This is a genomic window from Mucilaginibacter gossypii (genome assembly GCF_017569325.2).
In the GTDB taxonomy this organism is placed as follows: domain Bacteria; phylum Bacteroidota; class Bacteroidia; order Sphingobacteriales; family Sphingobacteriaceae; genus Mucilaginibacter; species Mucilaginibacter gossypii.
Map to the genome: position 1 here is coordinate 6,988,068 of NZ_CP071878.2, position 24,633 is coordinate 7,012,700.

Annotated in this window: 25 protein-coding genes; 15 read left to right on the forward strand and 10 right to left on the reverse strand. The window is 42.5% G+C overall.

Annotated elements, in window-relative coordinates; all coding sequences use genetic code 11:
- The first annotated feature begins 9 nt into the window (after nt 1-9).
- The 5 genes from J3L18_RS30070 to J3L18_RS30090 all read left to right on the forward strand — a co-directional run bounded on the left by J3L18_RS30070 (nt 10) and on the right by J3L18_RS30090 (nt 5,447).
- Complete coding sequence (locus J3L18_RS30070) at nt 10-1,584, forward strand: SusD/RagB family nutrient-binding outer membrane lipoprotein (RefSeq protein ID WP_091166924.1); 1,575 nt, start codon at nt 10-12, stop codon at nt 1,582-1,584.
- A gap of 76 nt (nt 1,585-1,660) precedes the next feature.
- Entirely contained in the window at nt 1,661-2,749 is a 1,089-nt protein-coding gene (locus J3L18_RS30075) for an alkaline phosphatase family protein (protein ID WP_189549183.1), read from the forward strand.
- A gap of 6 nt (nt 2,750-2,755) precedes the next feature.
- Entirely contained in the window at nt 2,756-3,577 is an 822-nt protein-coding gene (locus J3L18_RS30080) for a glycerophosphodiester phosphodiesterase family protein (protein WP_091165313.1), read from the forward strand.
- 362 nt (nt 3,578-3,939) lie between these two features.
- A complete protein-coding gene (locus J3L18_RS30085; protein WP_129569183.1) occupies nt 3,940-4,506 on the forward strand; it encodes a cupin domain-containing protein in 567 nt (188 codons plus the stop codon).
- Between the two features lie 95 nt (nt 4,507-4,601).
- A complete protein-coding gene (locus J3L18_RS30090; RefSeq protein WP_129569182.1) occupies nt 4,602-5,447 on the forward strand; it encodes a metallophosphoesterase family protein in 846 nt (281 codons plus the stop codon).
- Nucleotides 5,448-5,558: 111 nt separating this feature from the next.
- Here the strand turns inward: J3L18_RS30090 and J3L18_RS30095 are convergent, their stop codons facing one another.
- The 5 genes from J3L18_RS30095 to J3L18_RS30115 all read right to left on the reverse strand — a co-directional run bounded on the left by J3L18_RS30095 (nt 5,559) and on the right by J3L18_RS30115 (nt 10,488).
- On the reverse strand, nt 5,559-6,524 hold the full coding sequence (locus tag J3L18_RS30095; RefSeq protein ID WP_208102363.1) for a Gfo/Idh/MocA family protein: 966 nt from the start codon (nt 6,522-6,524) through the stop codon (nt 5,559-5,561).
- Nucleotides 6,525-6,790: 266 nt separating this feature from the next.
- Nucleotides 6,791-7,864, reverse strand: a complete 1,074-nt coding sequence (locus tag J3L18_RS30100) for a DUF4148 domain-containing protein (protein WP_129569180.1) — start codon at nt 7,862-7,864, stop codon at nt 6,791-6,793.
- 120 nt (nt 7,865-7,984) lie between these two features.
- The gene (locus J3L18_RS30105; RefSeq protein ID WP_129569179.1) at nt 7,985-8,875 is read right to left on the reverse strand and encodes a class I SAM-dependent methyltransferase; all 891 of its coding nucleotides are present in this window, start codon (nt 8,873-8,875) and stop codon (nt 7,985-7,987) included.
- Between the two features lie 132 nt (nt 8,876-9,007).
- A complete protein-coding gene (locus tag J3L18_RS30110) occupies nt 9,008-9,760 on the reverse strand; it encodes an ABC transporter ATP-binding protein (protein WP_090529341.1) in 753 nt (250 codons plus the stop codon).
- Nucleotides 9,757-10,488, reverse strand: a complete 732-nt coding sequence (locus tag J3L18_RS30115) for an MlaE family ABC transporter permease (protein ID WP_090529338.1) — start codon at nt 10,486-10,488, stop codon at nt 9,757-9,759. The genes J3L18_RS30110 and J3L18_RS30115 overlap by 4 nt, the downstream gene beginning before the upstream one ends.
- 166 nt (nt 10,489-10,654) lie before the next feature.
- On the opposite strand from J3L18_RS30115, the gene J3L18_RS30120 reads away from it, so the two are divergent.
- From J3L18_RS30120 to J3L18_RS30135, 4 genes are all read left to right on the forward strand, one after another.
- The gene (locus tag J3L18_RS30120) at nt 10,655-11,359 is read left to right on the forward strand and encodes an SDR family oxidoreductase (protein ID WP_091165331.1); all 705 of its coding nucleotides are present in this window, start codon (nt 10,655-10,657) and stop codon (nt 11,357-11,359) included.
- A 33-nt stretch (nt 11,360-11,392) separates the two neighbouring features.
- Complete coding sequence (locus tag J3L18_RS30125) at nt 11,393-11,992, forward strand: PspC domain-containing protein (protein ID WP_129569178.1); 600 nt, start codon at nt 11,393-11,395, stop codon at nt 11,990-11,992.
- Between the two features lie 4 nt (nt 11,993-11,996).
- Nucleotides 11,997-12,974 (forward strand): toast rack family protein, encoded by a 978-nt coding sequence (locus J3L18_RS30130; RefSeq protein ID WP_129569177.1) that lies wholly within the window; start codon nt 11,997-11,999, stop codon nt 12,972-12,974.
- A gap of 209 nt (nt 12,975-13,183) precedes the next feature.
- The gene (locus J3L18_RS30135; RefSeq protein ID WP_091165341.1) at nt 13,184-13,867 is read left to right on the forward strand and encodes a carboxypeptidase-like regulatory domain-containing protein; all 684 of its coding nucleotides are present in this window, start codon (nt 13,184-13,186) and stop codon (nt 13,865-13,867) included.
- 68 nt (nt 13,868-13,935) lie between these two features.
- On the opposite strand, the gene J3L18_RS30140 is transcribed toward J3L18_RS30135, so the two are convergent.
- Both J3L18_RS30140 and J3L18_RS30145 read right to left on the reverse strand, forming a co-directional pair.
- Nucleotides 13,936-14,601 (reverse strand): NUDIX hydrolase, encoded by a 666-nt coding sequence (locus J3L18_RS30140; RefSeq protein WP_208102362.1) that lies wholly within the window; start codon nt 14,599-14,601, stop codon nt 13,936-13,938.
- Nucleotides 14,602-14,739: 138 nt separating this feature from the next.
- Nucleotides 14,740-15,486, reverse strand: coding sequence for a hypothetical protein (locus tag J3L18_RS30145; protein WP_129569176.1), 747 nt, complete (start codon nt 15,484-15,486; stop codon nt 14,740-14,742).
- Between the two features lie 130 nt (nt 15,487-15,616).
- On the opposite strand from J3L18_RS30145, the gene J3L18_RS30150 reads away from it, so the two are divergent.
- The gene (locus J3L18_RS30150) at nt 15,617-16,876 is read left to right on the forward strand and encodes a prephenate dehydrogenase (protein ID WP_129569175.1); all 1,260 of its coding nucleotides are present in this window, start codon (nt 15,617-15,619) and stop codon (nt 16,874-16,876) included.
- 273 nt (nt 16,877-17,149) lie between these two features.
- Here the strand turns inward: J3L18_RS30150 and J3L18_RS30155 are convergent, their stop codons facing one another.
- The gene (locus J3L18_RS30155) at nt 17,150-17,557 is read right to left on the reverse strand and encodes a hypothetical protein (protein ID WP_129569174.1); all 408 of its coding nucleotides are present in this window, start codon (nt 17,555-17,557) and stop codon (nt 17,150-17,152) included.
- A 26-nt stretch (nt 17,558-17,583) separates the two neighbouring features.
- Nucleotides 17,584-18,141: a hypothetical protein gene (locus tag J3L18_RS30160; protein ID WP_129569173.1), complete on the reverse strand. Its 558-nt coding sequence runs from the start codon at nt 18,139-18,141 to the stop codon at nt 17,584-17,586.
- Between the two features lie 176 nt (nt 18,142-18,317).
- Between J3L18_RS30160 and J3L18_RS30165 the strand changes: the two genes are divergently transcribed.
- Both J3L18_RS30165 and J3L18_RS30170 read left to right on the forward strand, forming a co-directional pair.
- Nucleotides 18,318-18,749 (forward strand): MarR family winged helix-turn-helix transcriptional regulator, encoded by a 432-nt coding sequence (locus J3L18_RS30165; RefSeq protein WP_129569172.1) that lies wholly within the window; start codon nt 18,318-18,320, stop codon nt 18,747-18,749.
- A 1-nt stretch (nt 18,750) separates the two neighbouring features.
- Nucleotides 18,751-19,719 carry a S41 family peptidase gene (locus tag J3L18_RS30170; RefSeq protein ID WP_129569171.1) on the forward strand — a complete coding sequence of 323 codons (969 nt, stop codon included), beginning with the start codon at nt 18,751-18,753 and terminating at the stop codon, nt 19,717-19,719.
- Nucleotides 19,720-20,098: 379 nt separating this feature from the next.
- Here the strand turns inward: J3L18_RS30170 and J3L18_RS30175 are convergent, their stop codons facing one another.
- The gene (locus J3L18_RS30175; RefSeq protein ID WP_129569170.1) at nt 20,099-20,566 is read right to left on the reverse strand and encodes an SRPBCC family protein; all 468 of its coding nucleotides are present in this window, start codon (nt 20,564-20,566) and stop codon (nt 20,099-20,101) included.
- A 255-nt stretch (nt 20,567-20,821) separates the two neighbouring features.
- Here J3L18_RS30175 and J3L18_RS30180 point away from each other — a divergent pair, with 255 nt between their 5' ends.
- From J3L18_RS30180 to J3L18_RS30190, 3 genes are all read left to right on the forward strand, one after another.
- On the forward strand, nt 20,822-22,000 hold the full coding sequence (locus J3L18_RS30180) for a hypothetical protein (RefSeq protein WP_129569169.1): 1,179 nt from the start codon (nt 20,822-20,824) through the stop codon (nt 21,998-22,000).
- A gap of 205 nt (nt 22,001-22,205) precedes the next feature.
- Entirely contained in the window at nt 22,206-22,625 is a 420-nt protein-coding gene (locus J3L18_RS30185) for an OsmC family protein (protein ID WP_129569168.1), read from the forward strand.
- 275 nt (nt 22,626-22,900) lie between these two features.
- Nucleotides 22,901-24,613, forward strand: coding sequence for a hypothetical protein (locus tag J3L18_RS30190; protein ID WP_129569167.1), 1,713 nt, complete (start codon nt 22,901-22,903; stop codon nt 24,611-24,613).
- Nucleotides 24,614-24,633 lie beyond the last annotated feature (20 nt).

The window sequence follows — 24,633 nt, forward strand, 5'->3', positions numbered from 1 at the left end:
CAGATGGATATGAAAAAGATATTTTTAATTTACTTATTGCCGGTATTTATGATACTAACGGTAACGGGTTGCAAAAAAAGCTTCCAGGAGTTAACCGTTAACCCTAACGTACCTAATGCTGTGCCAGCGTCGTTGCTTTTCAATGGCATTTTAAACAGCATGGTCGATATGCCTGATGGCTCCGACGAAACTTATTCGCAATACTATATCAATAATTACGATTACTACGGAAATAACCGTTATGATTTTGGCAGCGGCGACAATTATTACAACGCCTTGAAAAATGTTGCGGCTATGGAAAACCAGGCTGTTAAAGGCGGAGCCAAAGCAGTTAACCCATATAGCGCCTTAGGCAAATTTTTCAGAGCTTATTTTTTTAGCAAAATGAGTATGGAAGAAGGCGATATCCCAATGACACAAGCTTTACAGGGATTAACTAATCTAACTCCTACTTATGATACTCAAAAAACAGTAATGACCCAGTCATTAAGCTGGTTGGAGAGCGCCAATGCTGATCTTACCACATTAATTGCCGCAGGCGACAATACGCTTGCCGGTGATATCTACCTTAGCAATAGCTTAACTGCGTGGCAAAAAGTGGTAAACACATTCAGGATCAGGTTGCTTGTACAGTTAAGCAAAAAAACTGCTGATATTGATGTTGTAAATCAATTCGCTACGATTTTGGGTAATCCAACAAAATACCCTTTAATGACCAGTGCGACTGACAACCTGCAATACACCTTTGTTTCGCCAACTAACTATTATCCGCAAACACCTGATAACTTTGGTCAGAGTGGTTCACGTAAAAACACCTCGGCTACTTACATCGGTTTATTAACAAGCTTAAAAGATCCGCGCGTGTTTGTAACGGCTGAGCCTGCGCGGTACAATGTTGACAACCTGAAAGAAAGTCCCACTGCATTTTCATCATTTATTGGTGCAGATCCGGGCCTGGATTTAGGTGTAATGTATAACAATGCAGGCTTGCAGAAATATTCTTTCCTTAACAGGAAACGTTATTACTCAACTTATACCGGCGAGCCTTCTATACAAATAGGCTACCCCGAGCTGATGTTTAACATAGCCGAAGGTATTAACAGAGGTTGGGCTACAGGCAATGCGGAAGACTATTATATCAAAGGAATACAGGCTTCGTTCGCTTTCTACAGTATCCCAACTGGTACAGGTACTTTCACCGCTTATTTTTACCGCCCTGGTTCAACCAACGTAGCTGCTTTATCTAACTACGATACTTACACCATCAACGTTGATTGGGCTACCTACTATTCGCAAAGCAGTGTTAAATATACTACCGGTACAACTGGTTTAACTAAAATATTGCAGCAAAAATACCTGGCGTTATTCCGTCACTCGGGTTTGGAATCATATTTTACATACCGTCGTACCGGTATACCAACCTTTACAACAGGGCCAGGTACTGGTAACGGTGGTCGTATAGCAACCCGTTTCCAATATCCGCAATCAGAGCGTACTTCAAATGCCGATAATTATAACAAAGCGTTAGCCAGTCAGTATGGCGGTAACGATGATATTAACGGTGTTATGTATATACTTAAATAACCTCAGCTTATACGTTTTAATTAATCTGCATAAAGGCCCCGCTAATCAGGGGCCTTTATCATTAAATACAAAAGCCATGAAAAAAGTTATCTTATTTGCATTATTCACTTTGTCGTTTTCGGCCTTAAGCGCCCAGCATAAAACCCAAAACGTAGTTATCGTCACTATCGATGGTTTACGCTGGCAGGAGGTTTTCCGTGGTGCCGATTCGGCCATTATCAACTCAAATGATACGCATGATAAGAATGATGTGCGTAAAAAATTCTGGACGGAGGCCGCAGCCGATCGTCGAAAACTGCTGATGCCTTTTTTTTGGAACACGGTAGTTGAAAAAGGACAACTGTATGGAAACCGTGATCTGGGCAGCAAGGATGAAGTAGCCAACCCGTATCATTTTTCATACCCGGGATACAATGAAATATTTACCGGTTTCCCCGATAAGCTGATGAACACCAACGATGGTATCTATAACCCAAACATGAATGTGCTTGAGTTTTTGAACAAACAAAAAGGTTTTGAAAACAAGGTGGCTGCATTTGCATCATGGGAGCGCTTTTCACAGATCCTGAGCCCTCAGCGTGCCGGTATTTTAGTTAACGCGGGTTTTATGCCTTTAGAAATTGCGGGGATGAATGACCGCCTGAAACACCTGAATGAACTGCAATTGGAAGCACCGCGTTATATCAGCGATTCAACCCGCATCGACTTCCTGACATTTGAGTTTGCCAAAAATTATATGATGCAATACAAGCCGCGTGCTTTATATGTATCGTTTGATGAACCGGATGATATGGCCCATGCAGGCAATTATAAGTTTTACCTTGACCGTATTAAACAGGAAGATGGCTTTATAAAACAACTTTGGGATTATATCCAGTCAGAGCCTGCTTATAAAAACAAAACTACCCTGATCATCACCTGCGACCATGGCAGGGGTGATGAGCCAATGAAAAAATGGCATGACCATGGGTCGGACGTGTTGCATTCAGAGCAAACCTGGTTTGCGGTAGTCGGCCCGGATACCCCGGCATCAGGAGAAATGAAACAAGGTGAAACAACTTATCATAAGCAACTGGCTCAAACCATAGCCAATTTATTGGGCTTTGATTTTAAAGCCAGTCATGAAGTGGGGGAGGCGATAAATAGTGTTACAGGTAAAAAATAAAATACGATGCGTTTTCAACTATTAACAATTTTAGGGTTACTATGGCTGCTGCCCGGTGATGGGTGGCAGGCCAACCCGGCTCCCGTTTCAAGGCATAAGTTTATAGTCGCTGCCCACCGCGGCGATCACGTCATTTATCCTGAAAATACACTTGAAGGATATAGAGAGGCTATAAAAAATGAGGCCGATTATGTAGAGATAGATTTGCGTACCACCAAAGATGGTGAACTGGTAAGTATGCATGACGGCAGTATCAACCGCATGACTGATGGTAAAGGGCAACTGAAGGATTTTACTCTTGCCGAGTTGCTGCAGTTAAAGGTTAAAAGCAAAGATACAGCAAGTAAACAGGCATTCCGGATCCCAACCTTTAAGCAGATTCTGCAATTGTGTAAAAACCGGATAGGCATCTACCTTGATTTTAAGGCTGCAGACCCCGAACAGGCTTATCAGATGATCAAAGAGTATGGTATGGAAAAACAGGTATTGGTTTATATCAACAGCGCGGCTCAGTTTACAGGCTGGCGTAAATCTGCACCGAAAATGCCGCTGATGCTGAGCCTGCCCGATAGTGTTAAAAATACTGCCGGCATGAAAAGCTTCATTGATCAGTATCACCCCGATATTCTTGACGGATCTTATAACCAATACACTGCTGATATGGTAGCCTTGGCCGGAGAATATCACATCCCGGTTTGGCCTGATATTCAAAGTGCAGGTGAAGGCCCTGCGGATTGGAGCAAAGCTCTTGCAGTGGGCCTGAAAGGTTTGCAAACTGATCATCCCGCGGCACTGGTGAAGTTTTTAAAAGAGAAGGGGTTGAGATAAATTGTCTGAATCAGAATTTAAGAATGTCCGGAATGTGATATGTTTAATTCTGAAAATTCAAGCATTCTGAAATTCTGATTCAGATAGTTTCTTAACTTTTATTTAACATCACAAGGCAACGTTTATAAATAAAATAATATCCTATGACCTCGCCCCCCGAGCTTTTCGGTATATGCCCATCTAACCAGTAAATGTTTGCGGGCAATATTAAAGCCCTCAAATATATATCAACTAAAACGGCACCCCAATTACCTAAGAATATTTAGGGATTAGCGTAACTGAATAATTATAACTACTTTTATATCAATAAGGTAAGATATTAACGAGTTTCTTTTTATAAACCGATATAAAAGCGCTTCGCCATGAAAAGAAATAATTTCATTACTGCCATGTTAGCTTTTGCTACAATGCCTTTAACATCCTTTTCTACAGGTGTAAAGAGATTTATGCGGGTAAACAAAGGATTTAAAATAAGTGCGGGAGAAGGCCGTATACATGGGCATATTAAATTAAAAGGGGTCAATTCAAATATAATGGATGTGAAAGTATCTGGCAGTGATACCGACGGCGACCTGGCTATTTTTGAACAAACAAGTTTATCGCAAGGCCGCGGTACTCCATTGCATGTGCATCCCTTGCAAGACGAGATATTTTATGTTTTAGACGGCGCCTACTACTTCCAGGTTGGTGAAGATAAGTTCCATTTAAGTACAGGCGATAGTGTTTTTTTACCCCGAAATGTACCACATGCATGGACGCAAGTATCTGAAAAAGGAAAAATGACGGTTATATTTCAACCTGCCGGTAAGCTTGAAGATTTTTTTGTAACAATGCAAGCGTTAGATCATGAACCAACAAAACAGGAACTCGCCAAAATTTTTAACGACCATGATATGCAACTTGTAGGTCCGCCGTTAAAACTGGAGTAAACTTCATACGGTCTATAACAGGGCACGTCAAATTAGGTGTTTTCTTAACTTTCATTTAACACCTCAAGCCTACCTTTGCCGTAAAATAATAGCCTATGACCTCGCGCCGCGAATTTTTTGGCACTGCCTTAACAGGTGTGGCCGCTTTAAGTCTTTTACCTGCTGTTAACAGTTTTGCTGCCGAAAATAACCAGTATAATCGTAGTACCGGTGCTAACCTTAAATTGCGGTTTGCTTTGGCCTCTGATATCCACTACGGTCAACCGGATACCGATTTTTCTTTACATACCGGCAATATGATTAAATGGCTAAACGAGGATCATAGCAAAAATCACCTTGATTTTGTTATCGTGAACGGCGACCTGGTACACAATCGCCCGGACCTGCTCCCGGAGATCAAAACAAAATACCTTGATAAATTAAATGTCCCCTACCATACCATCCCCGGCAATCATGATTTTGCGGATGCCACAGTTTGGAAGAATGCTTTTGGTTATGAAGATAAATACACGGTAGAGTTTGGCGATATAGGCTTCGTACTGGCCCACACTGCCGATGCCAAAGGTGTTTATACCTGCCCTAATAATGCTTTCCTCAAGGTGTCGTTAGATAAATTTGCCGACAAAAAAATTGTTTTTGTGATACTGCATATCCCGCCTACCAAATGGGTTAAGAATGATGTATTTGTTGATTGTCCTGAAACTATTCAATTGCTGCATGCTTATCCTAACGTTAAAGCTGTTTTTCACGGGCATGATCATTTGTTAGATGGCGTACGCTACACCGATAAGCTCCCGCATTTTTTTGATTCGCATATAGGCGGCGACTGGGGTACTGAATACAAAGGCTACCGCATAGTTGAAGTTGATGAGCAAAATGCTATCTACACCTACCAGGTAAACGCCAGTCAAAACCCCGTGCTTAATTCGGCTAAACTGTAATTAGCATACCGGATTTCGGAATTTTAATTTTGGGGTAAAACGATAAGATAAATTAAAAGCCCATGTCATTGCCGCACTTCGCTCAATGACATTTTTTGTTTACTATATATTTTACTTTTCCACCGGATATTTTAAACCTATTTGTGCCCTCGCCTGATCTATCATAGCTATCATTTGTCTCGACAGTTCGTGTGGCAGTATCGGGCTTTCGGTTTTGCGCTGCTTTATGAGTTCACAGAAATGGATGATCTCATAATTTAGCCCTCCGGCGATGAATGGTTCATTCAGTTCTACTGTGCGGCCATCAAGGTAGCTGATAGTTGCCTTTGCAGGGTTCCACCAGTTTTTGTGGATGGTAATATGTCCCAGCGTGCCCACTATTAGCGCGTCGCCTTTTCCATGCATATCAAAGCCACAATATAGTTGTGCGTAACCGTTTTGATGCAGTGTTTGAAAAATGGCAAACATATCGATTCCGGTTTCACCAAACCTGCCCATGGTTTGAATATCTTGCATGGGACCGAGCCAGTCGAGTGCTAAAAAAGCTTCGTAAATGGCAATGCCCATCAGACTACCGCCAACAAGTTCAAGATTATAATTTGGATGACCCGGCGGACAATCGGCCACGGCAGATCCGGCTCTTACATAACCCACCGGGCCGATAGGGTCATTGGCAATATGTTCTTTTAATTTGCCGTATAAAGGGTAGAAGGGCGGTTTCATTCCTTCCATAAAAAGTAAGCCGGTTTGTTTGGCAACGGCAAGTACATTATCCAACTCGGCAAGGTTTACGGTAACCGGTTTTTCGCAAAGCACATGTTTACCTGCTTTAAGCGCGGCAATGCTATAGGCGGCATGGCTGTCAGGCAGCGTAGCTATATAAACCGCATCGATATCACTGGCGAGTAATTCATCGATACTTCTACAAGCTATACCACCATATTGTGCAACAAAGGCATCAATAGTTTCGGCTCTACGCGAATAGGATGCTGCAAGTTCAACGCCATCAACAACTGCGAAACCCTGCATAAATCTGTGTGCAATACGCCCGCATCCAATAATGCCCCATTTTATCATAAGTATCTCTTTTGAGTTCATTTACGATCGTCATTGCGAGGAACGAAGACAACCAACCGAAGGGAGCTTATTAATACCTATAGAAAACAAATTATAGCTATTAATAATCCCCTCCTGGCAGAACCGCCCTGTATAGTTCGCGATTGCTTCGTTCCTCGCAATGACGTCTTTTTGCTTGTCGTCGAAAATATAGCTTTAAAAACAAAAGTCCTGAGTAAATAACGTTTTATTACCTACTCAGGACTTTCCGGCTTAAGACTTCCGACTTATTGATACTGGATATAAATCGGGTATGGTTTGTATCTTGATAAAACCTCCTCAGGGGTTAACATGTGGTGAGGTGGTTTTTTGATGTCGTTTTTGTAAAACAATTTAAAGCCTGTAAACTGTACCGGCTCCTGGTTAATGAAGTAGCGGTAAGTGCCGGTTTTCAGATCAGGTTCGCCCCAGCCATCCATGTTCATTACCAGTTGAATTTCCGGGTGCAATTTGATACTCTTGTAGTTGGTTACCATTTTTTTAGTAAAGCGGTGCACTACCAGGATCTTTGGCGGCAGGCCATTTTTCTTAACAATTTTGGCAAGATAGTCTGATACGTAGTTGATATCATCAGCATCATAAGTGCCAATCTTTTTACCTGGGTGGGTTCCGTCTTTCATCGAAAATTCAGGGTCCATACCAAAATGTACTTGTGGCAATTCCAGGTATTTTTCAAGTAGTGGTAATTCCGCGCGGATGTTGCTTAAAGCTACCTGTACATCTAAAAATACAATAGCATGGGCTTTTTTAGCCAGTACCAATACACTGTCGATCTGTTTAAATGGCATACGGTAACGGAATTTGCCATCTTTACCGCCATCGCCCTGGGCTACAACGGCAATGTAATGCAACGCAGGTTGAACAGGAGTTTTAGGATCTGCCTTTTCCCAGTGTTTTACTTCGGCTTTTAATTTGGCAAGCATTTCTTTTGGCGGCAATTCGCCCAAAATGCCCATTCTTTTTGAGTATAGGTTACCGTAATAAGCAACTACACGTTTGAATGGTAAAATAGCTCCACCAATTGGATAAGGTGTATTTTTTACTGGCCATCTGCCTGTAGTATCACCGTGCGCGTTGAATTTCATCAACGAATCGTACAACTTTTTATCGACAGGAGGGTAGGTAGATTTTTTAACGCTTAAGGTATCTGCTGTTTCAGCCTGGGCCGAATCACCTTTAACTGCAGCGGCGGTTTTTTTACCGTCGGTTTTGGCATTGCTGCCGTTTTGAGAGCAGCTGTTTAAAAGCAAAGCTGCCGATGCCACAAATGTAGCGGATAGTACAAGCGTTTTTAATTTCATTGTTTTAACGTTCAATATAATGCAGGTGTATGTAAGGCGTGTTTAATTAATTTAATTTCCAGCTACTTATAAAGCAGCAATTGTGTTGGTTTGGTCGCCGCCAAAGATAGATATTGGAAATTAATTACTTTTAATTTTATGAAACTTTCCAAAAACCCCTAAAGGTAGTTTTGGCCCGGCTGTTGCCTGCAGGTAAAGCTCGCCAATTTCGAGGTTTTGCACCTGCGGGAACGAGCTTTTAATGAGGTTTTCAACTATTACAGATGAAAATCCAAGAGAGTAAGTGTTCAGGATCAGGAAATGCTCTTCAGGGTCGAGCAGTTGGGTTACATCACGCATCATTTCGGTGATATTATCTTCCAGTTTCCATTTTTCGCCGTTTGGCCCATTGCCGTAAGCTGGCGGATCGAGAATGATGCCATTGTATTTTTTACCGCGTTTCAATTCGCGTTTAACAAACTTCAGGGCATCCTCAACAACCCAGCGTATGTCTTTAAGTCCTGAAATTTCCTGGTTTTCATTGGCCCAGGTAACTACTTGTTTAATGGAGTCAACGTGAGTGGTATCGGCACCTGCGGCGCGCGCAATTAATGAAGCACCGCCGGTATAGGCAAACAGGTTAAGTACTTTAGGATCTGGCGTTTTGAAGCGTTTAACGTTTTGGCTAATGTAATCCCAGTTTACAGCCTGTTCCGGGAAGATACCAACATGTTTAAACGAGGTAAGGCCCAGCCTGAATTTAATGGCGGCTTCCTTGTTTTTATATTCGATATGCCAGCGGTCGGGAGTTTTAGGATCTTTTTTTAACCACTCGCCTGATGTTGCCGAACGGCCTTTAAACTTGATATGGTACAAGCGCTGCCACTCTGAAGCGGGCAGGGTTTTGTTCCAAACGGCCTGCGGTTCGGGGCGGATGAGTATGATATTCCCAAAACGTTCCAGCTTTTCAAAGTCGCCGCAATCAATCAGTTCGTAATCTTTCCAGTGCGTTGGGGTAAGTAATTGGATCATTCTTATTCAGTTTGCAGTATGCTGTTGGCAGTTTGCATGCCCCAGTCAATAAATTGGTTGCAAATATAGTTATTATAAAAATACATGCAGATAACTCTGCACACACTGCTTACTGCCACTGAAAACCGTCAACTACAAAGTAGCCTTCGCTGCCCGCATAAACGGACTGGCAAATACAAATTCGTTGAGCTCTTTGTTGTCGGTTTTGGCTATCTCCTTATTCGATCCTTCCCACCATTTTTTACCCTGGTGAAGGAAAATGATGTGATCGCCAATCCCCATTACCGAGTTCATATCGTGGGTTACCACTACGGTAGTAATGCTGTACTCTGCCGTAAGTTCGGCAATCAGTTCATCTATCAGGATAGATGTTACCGGATCAAGACCCGAGTTAGGTTCGTCAACAAACAGATATTTAGGTTGCATGGAAATGGCGCGGGCGATACCCACACGTTTTTTCATACCTCCTGATAGTTCGGATGGATATAATTTGTTTTTGCCGGCAAGGTTAACCCTTTCGAGACAAAAGTTGGCGCGGTCAAGTTTTTCGCTTTTTGATTGATCGGTGAACAGGTTAAGCGGAAACATGATATTTTGCTCAACCGTCATGGAGTCAAAAAGGGCCGAGTTCTGAAAAAGCATCCCTATTTGAGTACGGATGGGCACGCGTTGCTCAAAATTCATATTGGTAAAATTCTCGCCATCAAAAATCACATCGCCCTTAGTAGGTTCATGCAGCCCAACAATGCATTTAAGCAAAGTGGTTTTACCAGAACCAGACCCACCGATGATCAGGTTGTTTTTTCCGGGATGGAAAATTGCAGTGATGCCCTTCAGTACTTCGTTTTCGCCGAAGCTTTTATATACGTCTTGTATTTCGATCATAGTAACAGGCGTGAAATGATAAGGTCACAAAACAGGATCATGATACAGCTCCACACCACCCCGCGTGTTGCAGATTGGCCAACCTCAAGTGATCCGCCGTTAACATAAAAGCCCTGGTATGAACATATGGAGGTAATTACGAAGCCGAATGATATCGCTTTAACGGCGCAAACGGTGACAATAACCGGGTTAAATCCGTCGGTCAGGCCTCTCAAATAATCGTTGGTTGATACATCATTTGATGCCCAACAGGCAATATAGCCGCCGGTTAATCCTAAACCTACAGAAACAATAACCAGTAAGGGGATCATGGTAACACCGGAAATGATTTTGGGCGATATCAAATAACCAGGGGCATTTACACCCATAATCTCCAGGGCGTCTATCTGTTCGGTAACGCGCATCGTGCCAATTTGCGATGCCATGGCCGAGCCTACACGGCCGGCCAAAACCAGTGCCGATATGGTTGGGCTAAACTCCAGGATAGTTGAATCGCGGGTAATACCGCCTACCACTGTTTTGGGGATAAAATCGCTTATAAGCTGGAAAGCCGTTTGGATGGTAGCTACCGCGCCAATAAAAAGCGAAATAATAGCAACAATGCCTAAAGAGCCAATACCCACCGAAACCATCTCACGCATGATCTCGGCCCAGTATACACTGAATTTTTCGGGTTTCCTGAAACTTAAACGCAGTAAGAGTATATATTTTCCTAAGCTATGAAACATGTAGATGCATAAAAAATCGGTTAAAAATACGCTTTTTACCTTTAAGCCTAAATGGTCAGGTGTTAAAACCAGTCATTTAAATTCAATTTTATAAGCGTTTCAATTACTCTGCTTACGTAAATTGCGGGCATAAAGCTTCACTAACTATAAAAATTAATTTAACAACATGAAAAACGTACTCATCACCGGTTCAACTAAAGGCATGGGCCGCTCAATTGCAATTGCTTTTGCTAATGAAGGATTAAACGTGGCAATTTGTTCGCGGAATGAGCAAGAATTATTAAATTTTAAAGATGAACTTGAACAGGTTGATGCAGGGGTAAAGGTTTTTGCTATGAAGGCCGATGGCAGCAAAAAAGCCGAACTGTTGAAGTTTGCTTCAGCTGCCGAGAACGAACTTGGTTTTATTGATGTTGTAGTAAATAACCTGGGCACGTTCATCCCCGCAAGTATATTGGATGATAATGAGGATACCCTTCCAATTCAGATGAATACCAACCTGATGCCGACCTATGAGTTGTACCGTTATTTTGGTAAAACTATGGCAAAGGCGCGTAACGGACACTTTTTTAATATATGTTCGGTAGCCGCAATAAACCCTGTACCACAAGCGGGGAGTTACAGTGTAACAAAGTATGCGTTGTTAGGTCTAACAAGAGTAATGAGGCTCGAGATGCAGGAGCATGGTGTAAAAGTTACCGCCGTAATTCCCGGATCAACGTTAACGGATTCATGGAAAGACGCGGTGGTTGACCCAAACACCATGGTGCTGCCCGAAGACATAGCATCGGCAATCATCAATATTTACAGGATGAGCCCCGGCGCCAATGTCGACGAAATCATCATCAAACCTGCGCCGGGCCAGTTATGATCAATCAACTTAAAACATAAACGAACATAAATTATGGAAAAGAAACTTCATCGCGATGAACACCGAAAGGTAATAGGCGGTGTTTGCGCGGGCCTTGCCGAGCATTTTGGCACGGATGTGGCAGTTGTCAGGGCTGCATTTTTAGTTGCCCTTATTTTAAAGGGCTTTAGCTTACCTATATATATAGTATTGTGGATAGTACTGCCCAAGAAAGGTTTTGACTTTACCCCCGGCGTTGATTACAGGGTACCTCCGCAGGACAACCCGTTTACAGGTGCCCCACAATCAGGGCCCTTTTACGACCCGAAATTTGCCGGCCGGCCTTTCAATTCTCCGCCATTTGTAAATCCTCCCAAAAAGCAGGCTTCAACAGTTGGGTTAATATTTGGCGTGGCGATGATATTTTTAGGGTCGATATTTCTGCTTAACGAGCTTGACCTGATGCCCGACTGGGATTTTGAAAGCCTTTGGCCCGTAATGCTGGTGGGCGCCGGTATTGCCCTGATAATTTCAGGAATAAAAAAACAGCCATGGGAAAAACAAAACTGGCATGCTAAGGAGGTAACGGACGCTCCGGAAGCCGAACCTGCAAAAGAAGAAACAGAAACAAAAGATACACCTCCAACTATATAATATTATGAGAAGCGATAAACTTGTTCCGGGCGCGATCCTGGTATTGTTGGGAGTGGTATTTCTGCTGGATAACTTCCACGTAATAAATTTCGACTGGATGAACCTCCTGTACCTATGGCCTATATTTTTAATAATGGGGGGTATCAGCCTGGTATTTGCAGGCAACCAGTCGCCATTAGCTACTATCCTGAAGCTGGCGGTTGTAGTAGGCTGCTTTGCATTGCTGGTATTTGGCAACTTTGGCAAGCGCTACCATTTTTGGCCAAACGCATGGACCTTCCACAGCGATGATTATAACAATGACGACGACAGCGATACCACCAACACCGATCAGGGTGTGGTTAAAATAGGCGGCGATAAAACTTTTAAACAGGAGTATACTGCGGATATTAAACATGCCCGCCTTAACATCAGCGGCGGCGGTACCATTTATAATTTAAGCGATAGTACTGCCGATTTGTTCAATGCCCAAACGCAGGAACTTTACGGTAAGTATACCTTTAACCATAGTAAGGATGATTCGGTATATGTGCTTAACCTTAATTTGAAAAATAATAAAGGTTTTCATTTTGACTCCGACGACCGCAAAAACAACAAGGCCGACATCAAATTAAACACCAATCCGGTTTGGGATATTGACGTAACTACAGGTGCAACAGATTTAAATTTTGATCTTTCAAAATTTAAAATAAAAAGCTTATCTTTAAAGGGCGGTGCAGCATCGTTTGATGTGAAGCTTGGAGCCCCTCTTGCCAATACTAATATAGAGGTTTCAACCGGTGCATCTGAGGTTACTATAAGGGTACCAAAAGGTGCTGCATGCCGTATCACCTCCAATACCGGCCTCTCATCAAACGAGTTTGAGGGCTTTAGTAAAAAGAGTGATAACGACTACGAAACCGATGGCTTTGATGCCGCAAAAAACAGGATCCTGATCCATATGAGTGGTGGGATCTCTGATTTTAAAGTTAACCGATATTAACCTAAATCCTGAGTAAAACGATACCGGGACATAATACAACAATAATGACTTGCCATCCGCTCCATCAATTTGATGGGGCGTTTTTTTTGCATTATATTATGGGCTGATTCAGTGTTTTGTCATTTAAGTTAGCGCAGCGGTGAAAAAGTGTTAAAATGAAAACCTTTGGAACAAAAAATAAGTTTAATTTACAGCACAAATAATCTGCTATGAAATACCCATACCTTATATTATCTGCCTTGCTATTTTGGGCTTATACCGTAAATGCTCAAACCACTGTAAAAGGGACTGTTGTTGAGTTGGGCAAAAACAATAAAATGAGCGATGTTTTTGTGCGAGACAACCAAAACAGGCAAATGACACTTACCGATAGTAAAGGTAATTTCACTATCCGTACAGAAACAGGGCACACCCTGATTTTTAGCTCTCCGGGTTATGTATCAGATACCTTATATGTAACCGATTTTACCAACAAGAAAATAGAGATGGTTGCCCAAACCATAGCCCTGAGGCAGGTTAATATCAGCGCCAAACGCGAAACATTTGACGCTCACAAAGAGTATCCCGAAGTGTATACCCGCGCTAAAGTTTATCCGCTATCACCTACATCGTGGTTTAGCAAGGAGGCAAAAGATGCCCGCCGCCTTAAAAAGTACTTTAAACACGAGGAGGAAGAACGCCATGTTGACGAAGTGTTTACCATGAATTACGTACAAAGCATTATCCCTCTGCGCGGACAGGAGCTGGAGAACTTCATGACTATTTACAGGCCTTCATACGAGTTTGTCAAAAATAACAACGGCCCTTCCATGGCGGTTTATATCAATGATTCGTACAAGAAGTATCTGGCACTACCGGCTGATAAACGTACGCTGCCTGATTTGAAGGAGTAGTTTTTTTGTAGCAGCGACAGTTGCAGTAACAGTTTGGGTTAGACATGAGTTGGCGCAGTTAGCATTAATCAATCTGCCCAAACGCTGATATCGTTAGTAATGATCTTTTGGTAGAGTAGTTCTATCTGGCTTTTCAGGATCCGGTCTTCAGATAGTGGGGGCAGATTGTTGATGTCAAAATACTGCACATCCAGCACATCAAAGCCTTTATTAATTTCTGTGGTTATGGCTTTACAGTAGAAAACCATTTTATATACATAAAAAGGCTGTGGCGGGTGTGGGTGCATTTTTTTATCAAATACGGCCAGCAGCCTGTCGGCAGTAACCTGCAAGCCGGTTTCCTCCCAAAACTCTTTTACTATGGTTTCCTTAGGTGTATAGCCTATATCGCCCCATCCACCGGGTAACGACCATTTTCCATCTCCACTCTCCCTGGCCAGCAAGATTTTATTATCCGGCGATAGCAGGATGCCGCGTAAATCAGCTTTGGCAGTAGGGTAATCCGTTGCCTGTGGAAATAGCAGGTTGATGGTTTCTGCACCATAGCCGCTTACCTCATCAAACATTTTAGTGCTCAGGTGTTGCAGTTCCTGGTAACGTTCAATATCGTATTCGTTTTTGGCGTATAGCAGACCTGTATCGGCAATGGAACGCAGTTGGGTTATAAGGGAAAGCAGGTTGGTGTTGGGCATAGTAGGCGTTAATATTTTGTTATGCTGAACATAGTGAATCATCTTCTTCGTCCTGTATAGCAGTTATGCAAAGTCAAGAAGATCTTTCGCTATCACTCAAGGTGACAAATAAAATCAATAAATGTTAAGTTGCCGATAAAAAATTCGAAATCGAAAATCTCAATTCCGAAATCAAAAAAATTACCCTCTGCCTAACAGTTCATCAAGCTTATTGCGTTCGGTTTGAAGTTCGCGGGCAAGTTTCTTTTCTTTTTCGTTGGCTTTAGCTTTATAGGCTTTGTATTCTTCGTCAAGCTCTTCGTAAAGCTTGATGCGGTATTTGGCTTCGCGGCTGTGTGCACCCGAGCGGGCTATCACGATAACGGCAACCACTCCAAAAACAATAACCAAGCCCCACATTACCAGGTTGTATGTTGCTTTAGTAAACGGAATGCCTAATAGGCTTATCTCATCGCGTTTGGCATTTGATTCATTAAGGGCTTGCTCCTTACTGCTTGCGTCAGATTTAAGGCTTTCAACATTTTTACCCTGTTCGGCAAGTTTGGCCCGGGCCTCTTTAAGCTGGCGGCGCTCGGTGTTGAGGGTATCCTTCATGTTTTTCCACAGGGCGGCAACCAGCGGCTGCTGATAGTGGTATAGTTTGCTGAGCAGGTATTTGTACTGGCCATTAAGGCTTTTATCTTTTTGCAGGGCCGAATCGGCAGCAGCACTGATTTTGGGCAGGGTATAAGCAGATTTAGCCGGTTGTTGCGGCGTTGCAGCCGGATTTTTAAGCGCTGCCGGGCTCGATCTTACAATGGGCGGAATAGCATTGGGCTTTAAGGTAGCGGTTTTTTTCCTGGTGCTGTCCTGTGCAAAAGTTGCCGCAACACTGCCCGTTATCATCGCTATTAAAACCGTTATCGTAAGTAGTAAATGCTTGTTCATCAAATGTAAAATTAGGTATATGCTATTAACAAAACAGGATGTTTACGGTTTTTATTATATACACCCTGCGTTTTTGAGGCTAAAATAAGCTTTCGTACGTAATTAACCTACTCATAGTTATATTAGCGGCATGAATATAGGTATTATTGGGTTAGGCGACATGGGCCGCCTTTACGCAAAGGCTTTCGCAAAGGCCGGTTACACCGTTTCGGGCTGCGACCTGCCGGCGAACCGTGAAAAGCTTGAAGAAGAGCTTACGCCCCACGGCATCACCGTTATGGATCACGGTAGCGATGTTGCCCGTATCAACGACCTCATCATCTATTCGGTTGAGGCCGATAGCATGGAGCGTGTGGTTGCTGAGTATGGCCCTTCAACCAAATACGGTGCCATTGTGGCCGGACAAACTTCGGTTAAGTCCCCGGAGATTGCCACCTTTGAAAAGCACCTGCCTGCCGATGCCCAGATAGTTACCTTTCATGGGATGCACGGCCCGGGGTTTGAACCCGCCGGGCAAACCCTCATCCTGATCCCGCACCGCTCAACGCCCGATGCCTACCAGCGCATGTATGACCTGTTTACAGCCATTGGCAGCAATATAGTTGAAATTGCCGACTACCACGAGCACGACCGCATCGTAGCCGATACCCAGGCCGTTACCCACGTTGGTTTTGAGAGCATGGGCACGGCCTGGAAATCGGCCGGATTTTTCCCCTGGGAAAACGCTTCATATATTGGGGGGATAGATAATGTGAAGATCCTGACCACCCTCCGCATCTTCAGCTATAAGGCCCACGTTTACGCCGGGTTGGCCATCCTCAACCCGTATGCCCGCCAGCAGGTGAAACGTTATGCAGAATCGGAGTCGGAGTTGTTTAAGTTGATGATCAAGGAAGAGGCCGATGCATTTAAGCAACGCCTTCATCGCGCACGCGACTTTGTTTTTCACGAAAGCCGCAAGCCTATTATGCTTAATGATACCGTGATGAAGGAGTTTTCGCTGTCACAGCATGCCGATCATCAAAAGCCAAACTCGCACCTCAGTATCCTGAGCATGGTTGATGCCTGGTACCACCTTGGCGTTAACCCCTATGATAACCTCATTTGCCAAACCCCTCCTTTCCGCCTGCGTTTGGGCATTGCCGAATACCTTTTCAAGAACGAAGAGCTGCTGGAAGAATCATTGGAAACAGCGCTGTACGATAAAACCATCCGCGGCGACGACCTGGAGTTTCACTCGGCGGTGAGGGAATGGTCGGCTATTATTGGATATGGGGATATGGAGGGGTATAAGAAACACTTTAATGATACGCAGGCATTCTTTAGCCACCGGCTTGAAGAGGGCAAAGCCCAGAGCGCGGAGCTGATCCGCAGGCTGATGATGGAGTAGTTTTTTGATTTGGGAATTCGGATGTTCGATTTCGGATTTAAGCTTGATTAGCAGGTGTTCAATTTTTTAAGGTGTGAACACTTGTTGTTTTTTGTAATTTGATTGTTGTTGATAATCAGTTGTTTATAAAGTCTGTAAAATCATCTATTCGCTGTTTTGAACAGATTTGTATTGATAATCAGTGGGTTGTAATTTTGGCTTGTAAAATGTTGAACACCCGTTTTTCAAAAATTGAACACTGACATTGGTTGTAAGCTTTCAGAAAAGCTAAGGTCATTTCAAATATTCTGATATTATATCAAATTGTTCAGAGACTGCGAAGACATCTCTTCTATCTTGGTTTTTGTCATGGAATGCATAGAATATCTCGATGCTTTCCTGATTCAAAAGTTTTTTAAGATAAAGCATTTCAAATCTTCGTTTTGATTGATAGATCTCATTATCATTAACCGAGAAGTAATTCAAAGTAAAGAAGTTATCTGATTTCCATTTTGAGGTACGGTGATATTTAACGAAATAAACTCTTTTAAAGGAAGGATCTTCTAAAATATTGTCGATAACACAATGGTCTGAAATTAAATGGTTTTCGAGGTATATAGAGCAAATCCATGGGCCGCCCATGTTAATGATCTGCTCTATATTCTCTATATTAAATTCTAAGCCACAAAGTTTTTTCTTCATTGTATCAAGGAATATATCGCCAATGGCTAACTATAGGATTCGAGAAACTCATCTATGGTATCTTCACTATCCATGTTCAGAATAGCATTTGCCAACTTTACTTGCCCCTTAGCTAATGCAATAGCTGTTAACGCCGTTGCTGCTAAATCCAAATCCCAATATTGATTCATAGCAAGCTTCGCAAGATCTGCTAGATCTTCAATCGCTTTATTGTAGTTTGGCTTTAAAGCACTTGTTAAAGGAGGATTGTCCTTATGCCTTTGTATTTCGATCACCGAAACCAGCCCAAGTATATTATAATCTACAATTTGTTTTTGTTTAGCTATTCTGACCAAATGAGGAACTGAATAATATGAGGCTAAACCAACGTCTCCCTGATGGTGTAGCTCGTTCCATAGTTCTTGATAGATTTGGTTAATAGTTTGTTTATTATCTGCAAGTTCAAGTTTCTTCAGGGCTATTGAAGCATCATATAATGTTCCTCTGTAACCCCCTTCTAAGGTCGACCATCTTGGGTCGTCAAGTTCCAATACTGGTTCATCTACTGATTTCTTAGGGAAGAAGTCGCCTAATTTTATTGTCATAAGGTTATTTGTTTCTCAAAGATATATAAACGGAGGAATTTTTTTTCCATCGAGATCGGTTGTATTCTAGGGCTGGAACATTTCCAAATAATATGTAAAAAACATTTTTATTAATAAGTCGAATTACTATTTGGATTTAATTGATATATCAATTATAATTGTATCAATTAAATAATATGGAAAAGCTAGATACCATACTTTTTTATTCTCTTGAAAAAGCTATTAAGAGTTACAGGCAATTTGCTCAACGAAACATGATGACAAATGGCTTTGATTTAACAATAGATCAGTGGCTCGTTTTAAAAGCAGTTAGTGACAATCCAGACTGGACGCAGCAGGAAATTGCTGAGGCTGCTTTTAAAGATTTTGCATCTGTAACGCGCATTGTCGAAATACTGGTAAAGAAACAATATCTCACTAGAGCCATCCATAGTAATGACCGAAGAAGGTTTAACCTTAGTCCGACTGATAAGGCAATAGCAAAATTACAGGCTATGCAGCCTATAACTGAAAGAAACCGAAAACAAGCACTTGATGGAATAAGCAAAGAGGAAGTAGCACATCTTCACAAATATTTAACCAAGATTATAGAAAATTGTAAATCCTAATATGAAAATCTTTAAAACATTGTTGCTAATCTCGATCTTTTCAACTGGAATGGTCTGTGCTCAGACAGTAAATCTGACGAAAAAAGTAAAATCCGAAACGGTTGAAAAAATATTCGCAAGCCTTAAAGCAAATTATATCTACTTGGATACAGCTATAAAGATGGGCAGTTTTATTCAGGACCAGCTTAAATCAGGCAGCTACGATACCATTCAAAACCCGGCTGCATTTGCTGCTAGACTTACTAGCGATCTCTTGTCTGTGTATCGCGACGGCCATTTATCCATTAGTTATGATCCTCTTTTCACGTCTGCAAATGGAAAAACTGATACAATCATGGAAAAAGAAAGAATGCTAAAGTTCAGAAAAAGGGTGAATTTCGGATTTGATAAAGCAGAGATTTTGCCCGGGAATATCGGCTATTTAAAAATTGGTGGGTTTTTTGAGCCGGATTCTGCCGCTAAAATAATGACGCTTGCTGCTTTTCGTTTTGTTAGTAATAGCGAATCATTAATTATCGATTTAAGGAACAATATGGGTGGTGATCCACGGATGGTGAGTTTCATTTGTGGTTTATTGTTTAACCAAAAAACGCATTTGAATGATTTGTATTCAAGAAAAGATAAGTCCACAACAGCATATTGGGCAACCCCAGATACAATTTTAAAGGGATTTCACAATATGCCTATTTATATTTTAACCAGTAAACGTACCTTTTCAGCTGGTGAAGAGCTAACCTACGACTTACAGACGCAAAAACGGGCTGTTATTATTGGTGAGACTACCGGCGGGGGCGCCCATCCGGTACAACCGTTTACCGTTGGTAACGGATTTGTAGCTAATGTGCCTTTTGCCCGCGCTATTAATCCTATCACAAAATCAGATTGGGAAACAGTGGGCGTAAAGCCCGATAAGGCTGTTCCAGCGGATAAAGCACTCGATTTTGCACTTAGGATGGTGAATCACAAATAGAACAGCTGTATGGCATGAAATTGATTTTAAGAGGCTCTTTGATAATTCTCAACGTACATTTCGCCTCTTTTTATTAGCGAGAACATTCTGAGGATTAGTTTGAATTTTACGTTGTTTAAAACAACCGGCCAGCATTTGTTTTTGTACTAATGATGGCCCTTACATGCAATGATCGGTAAGGCCAGTTAAGCTGAAAGCTTAACTCATTTTAGGACGAAGTTACGCTGTCGCTAAACTTCGACCAGTGGAGAACGCTATTTGATATCTGTTTAATGGGCTTATTGTATTGAAACCTTGACCAGCGAAAAAAGTTTAGAAGCAAAGTAATATCATACCTTGCTTCTAAGGATGGCTTTAGCCTATTTGTGCTGGTCACGCATTACTGCGCTGCTGACATTGTTTTGCTTGCCGTAGCTGTATTTATCCAGTTCAGCAACCGCTTCTGGATGTATTGTGTCCATGCCGGTGCGCAGGCGTGATAACATTCAAATTCTGGTACCAGTCCAACGTGGGTAAATACAATCTTTGTAGCATCGCCCTCGGCAGAAATATCAAAGCAAAGTTTGGTGCCGGTCCACTCGGTTTGGTTTTGTGTAAAAGTTAGCTTGCTATCGGTAATCAGCCAGGCTATTTTCTTGTTGGGGACCAATTCAACAAGTTTTTGTTTGGTGTAGTGCGCCCCGTCGCCGGCAAAGAATGAAAACTCGTCGCCAAGTTTTTCCGACTTGCCTTCAAATATTTCCGAATGTAAGCCTGACCACCATCCCCGGACATTTTTTAACGCATCAAAAACTTCTTCAGGGCTTTGGTTTACCAATAAGGTTGTTGTGAAATCTGTAGTTGTCATTTTTTTGATCTTTAAGTTGAATAATTCATTATTAAACAGGCCTTGTTAAAATGGGTAACTTTAAAGTTACGTAAATGTATAAGTAACTTCTGGGTTACGCAATTTTTTCTGGAAATTTTTTATTGTGTCGTTTTGAGGGTTTAGGTATGTGTCACGGCGACGCTACCGCGAGCGTTTCATAAATCAGAACAATTTTTTGCCTGTAATTTTTCGTTCAGTATATTTAAAACTTATTGATCACAACCTGAACTTTACATGCGCCAGTTCAAAGCCAAGTTTAAGTACATTTTTTTACCCTTTGTTTTTATAGGCCTTTGCACCATAATTATTTATACCTTTTTGCATTGGCTGCTGCTTATCAGGTTTAATGTTTTTACGCTGAAAGATAAAGATGCCGATTTTCTTATCCCCGGTATTGTAGGTCTTGTTTTGCCGCAGCTTTTGCTTTTTCCTAAGTTGAGGCAATTAAAGGCATATAAAGCAACCAGTCGTGATCCAATAACTATTTTGTTAATGGTAGGCGGTTTTACATTTGCTGTACCAATCTGTATCGCACAAAATTATTTGGAATCAGCTACCGGTAAGCTAACCCGGCTGGATAGCATAAGCGAGGTACATTATGTGCCGCAGACTAAGTATTATACCGTTAAACAGAAGTATCCTAACAAGCATATGGCCCACTTTAAGGTGATATTTTCTGTTAGTGATAAAAATAATGCAGATTTTAATATGGATGCTTATGCCGCGGTTCCGGTTTTTGACCGTGTTTTCCCCGATACCAGCAAGATAGCTGCTATGCGAAAAAGGGTAAACCCTAAAACACTGGTGATCATTAATGATACGCTGCGCAATATGTTGTTTTTAAAAAAAATACCTGCCGACTCGATAATGATGATGCGTTATGTCAATCCTACTATGGTAATGCCTAAATATGGGGATGCCGGTAAATACGGCGCGTTAGCGGTTGTAACCCAGAGTTATAAATTTAAGATAAAACCTATAATCCCGAAAACAGAGCCTGCCGCGTGGTTTGTTTTTAAATACCACAAAACTATCAGCAATAGTTTATCTGCGAGTGAAAAGAATTACTATTTCAGTCAGTTTGCAAAAGATTGCGACACCGCTTTTAAATACAAGCCGTTAAACAAATTTATATACCTGGCCCGCTTACCTAATGATGGTGAGGTATCCAACTACGAGGCGGCCATAAACTCGCGCGATGATGTTGCTGAAGGAGAGCAAACAATGCTTTCGCCTGTTTACGAGTCGTTTGAAAAACGGAATGGTAATAAGCTTGCATGGATTGGCGGATCATTTACCATCGGAGCAACGCTGTTTTTACTCCTGCTCGGGTTATTCAGGATTAAAGGTTTGAATAATTTTGAGAAGAGGATGTTTGAAAAATGGGAGAAAGACCTGATAAACAGGCGTTGAGTTTATAGAGCTGAATTTCGACGGAGGTAATGGTTTGATTACCAGCACTGTGATTTAGTGAGATAAATTGAACAACAAGCCACTTCAAAACACTTTACAATCCCCTGATAATCCTCCATTCCAATTTTAACCCAGGTTAAAATTTCATGCGATTGACAACAGTACTTTTGTTCTGTCGGAAGACACAACAACAAAAAACAAAATCATGAAACGTACAGCAAATGCACATTGGAACGGTACCTTACAGGATGGTAAGGGCGAGATCACTACTCAAAGCACCGTATTAAATAAAACACAATATTCTTTCAAAACCCGTTTTGCCGAGGGCGTAGGTACCAATCCTGAAGAACTGATTGCAGCGGCCCATGCCGGTTGTTTTACCATGGCGGTTGGCGCAGCATTAACACAGGCGGGTTATATCCCTGGGGATCTGACTACCGACGCCATTCTTGACCTGGATATGCAGGCATTAAGTATAACAGCTATAGCTTTAAACCTGAAAGCTACTGTTATTGAAGGCCTTAGTGAGCAACAGTTTAAAGACATTGCTGAAGGTGCAAAAGCAAATTGCATCATCTCCAAAGCTTTGAATGTGCCTATTTCACTGGATGTAATTTACGCTTAAGTAAATTTTGATTGGGTATGCTATTCAGAGGACCGGTGAAGCCGGTCCTTTGTTTTTATGATGGATGCCGTCATTTTTAATAGCCTTCACTGGTTGAGATTAGGAATAATATAAATTTAACCGCTACTTCTTAATTTACATTTATCTGCCTTTGGCTCAACAAAATAGACTATCCAGCCCAATTCAATTCCCTCATCCATTCCTGCCTATAATACCTTATATTAGTATAGGTTTTCATACCTGCCAATTATAGTCCTCATTTAAAAAAGTCGAACATGAAAAAGGTATCGCTGTTATTTGTGTTCCCTGTGGTGTTGTTTGCTACCTATTTGTTTGCGTTCCAGGGAAAAAAATTAAAAGTATCGGGCAAAACAAAACCGGTAATCCCGGTAATGTGCGGATCGGGTATAGTACAGGATGCAGATACGGCGGGGAACGGCAAATTTATACAGCGCTTACCCGGCTGGGGGCATCACAGCTATGCCATTGCTGCCCATAATGACAGCGCCCGGTTTTACTTTAACCAGGGCTTAACTATGTATTACAGCTACCACATGAAGGAAGCATTCGCGTCGTTTAAAGAAGCGTCGCGTTTTGACCCCTCGGCCGCTATGACTTACTGGGGGCAGGCTTTAAGCCTGGGCCCTTACTATAACGCCGGCGGACCTTATGTTGCTCCTGCCGGTTTGCCTGCTGTTTTGAAACAAATGAACGCGGTTGCCGGCAGCGCTCCCGAAAAGGAAAAAGCCTTGATAGCAGCGATGAACCTTCGTTACCCGCAGGGGGGCACCAACGCAAGCGACAATGAAGCTTATGCACAAGATCTGAAGAAACTGATGCAGGCTTACCCAACCGATGCCGACCTTAAGATGCTGTATATCGACGCGGTAATGCTCATTCACCCCTGGGATTTTTGGGCGCCCGACGGTACCGATAAACCCTGGACAGCCGAACTGGTTACCTTGTGCAAAGGTGTTTTAAATACCAATCCGGAGCACCCGGCGGCGCTGCATTATTATATCCACTTAACCGAGGCTTCGCGTAACCCCGGCGCCGCGCTGGCCAATGCAGGGGCTTTAAAAAGATTGTTCCCCGGCATCGGGCATATGGTGCATATGGCCAGTCATGTTTATCAGCGCAATGGTTTATATTTTCAGGGTGTTGATGTTAATGAAAAAGCAGCCAAATGTATTGTTACTTATGCCGCCCTGGCGCCCAATTTAAAGCTCACAAAAATAAACTCTCACTTTTACGCTGTCGAAACACTTTGTGCTTTTAACGGGGCTATGTACGAGCGGGGGATGGAAGCGGCTCAACGCTGCCGCAATGCTGTAAAACCTTCGGCAGGCGATACTTATTCGCAATACCTATACATGATGCCCGTATTTACCATGATGCGCCTTGGCAAATGGCACGAACTGCTGAAAGACAGCGTTGGCCCCAATAGCGACTGGGCCTATGCGCGGGTGTTATACCATTTTGCCCGGGGAATGGCATTTCTGTATACGGGCGGGCAGGATTCGGCCGTGGCCCAGCTTGCTTTATTGCGTGGCAGGCTTGATGATGCCTCTTTAAAACAGCGGCATATTCCTTTTAATATCGCGCTGGATGGCGCCACCATTGCCGAAAACATATTGGATGGTGCTATTTTGCTCGGCCGCAATAAGTTTGATGATGGTATGGCGGCATTAAAAAAAGCAGTGCAGACAGAGGATAACATGATTTACTCGGAGCCCGCCGAGTGGCCTATCCCGGCAAGGCAGTTTCTGGGGGCCTACCTGCTCAAAACCGATTATAACCCGCAGGCCGAAAAGGTTTTCCGCGAAGACCTGGAACGTAACCCGGGTAACGGCTGGTCGATGCTGGGCATGTACCAAAGTTTAAAGGCGCAAAACCGTACCGAAAAGTTGCCTTATTACAAGGCGGGCTTCACACGCTCGTTTTCGCATGCCGATGAGGTGCCTGCGAGTTCGGTGGTTATGAATTAGGGCAATGTTCCTGGCGTCAC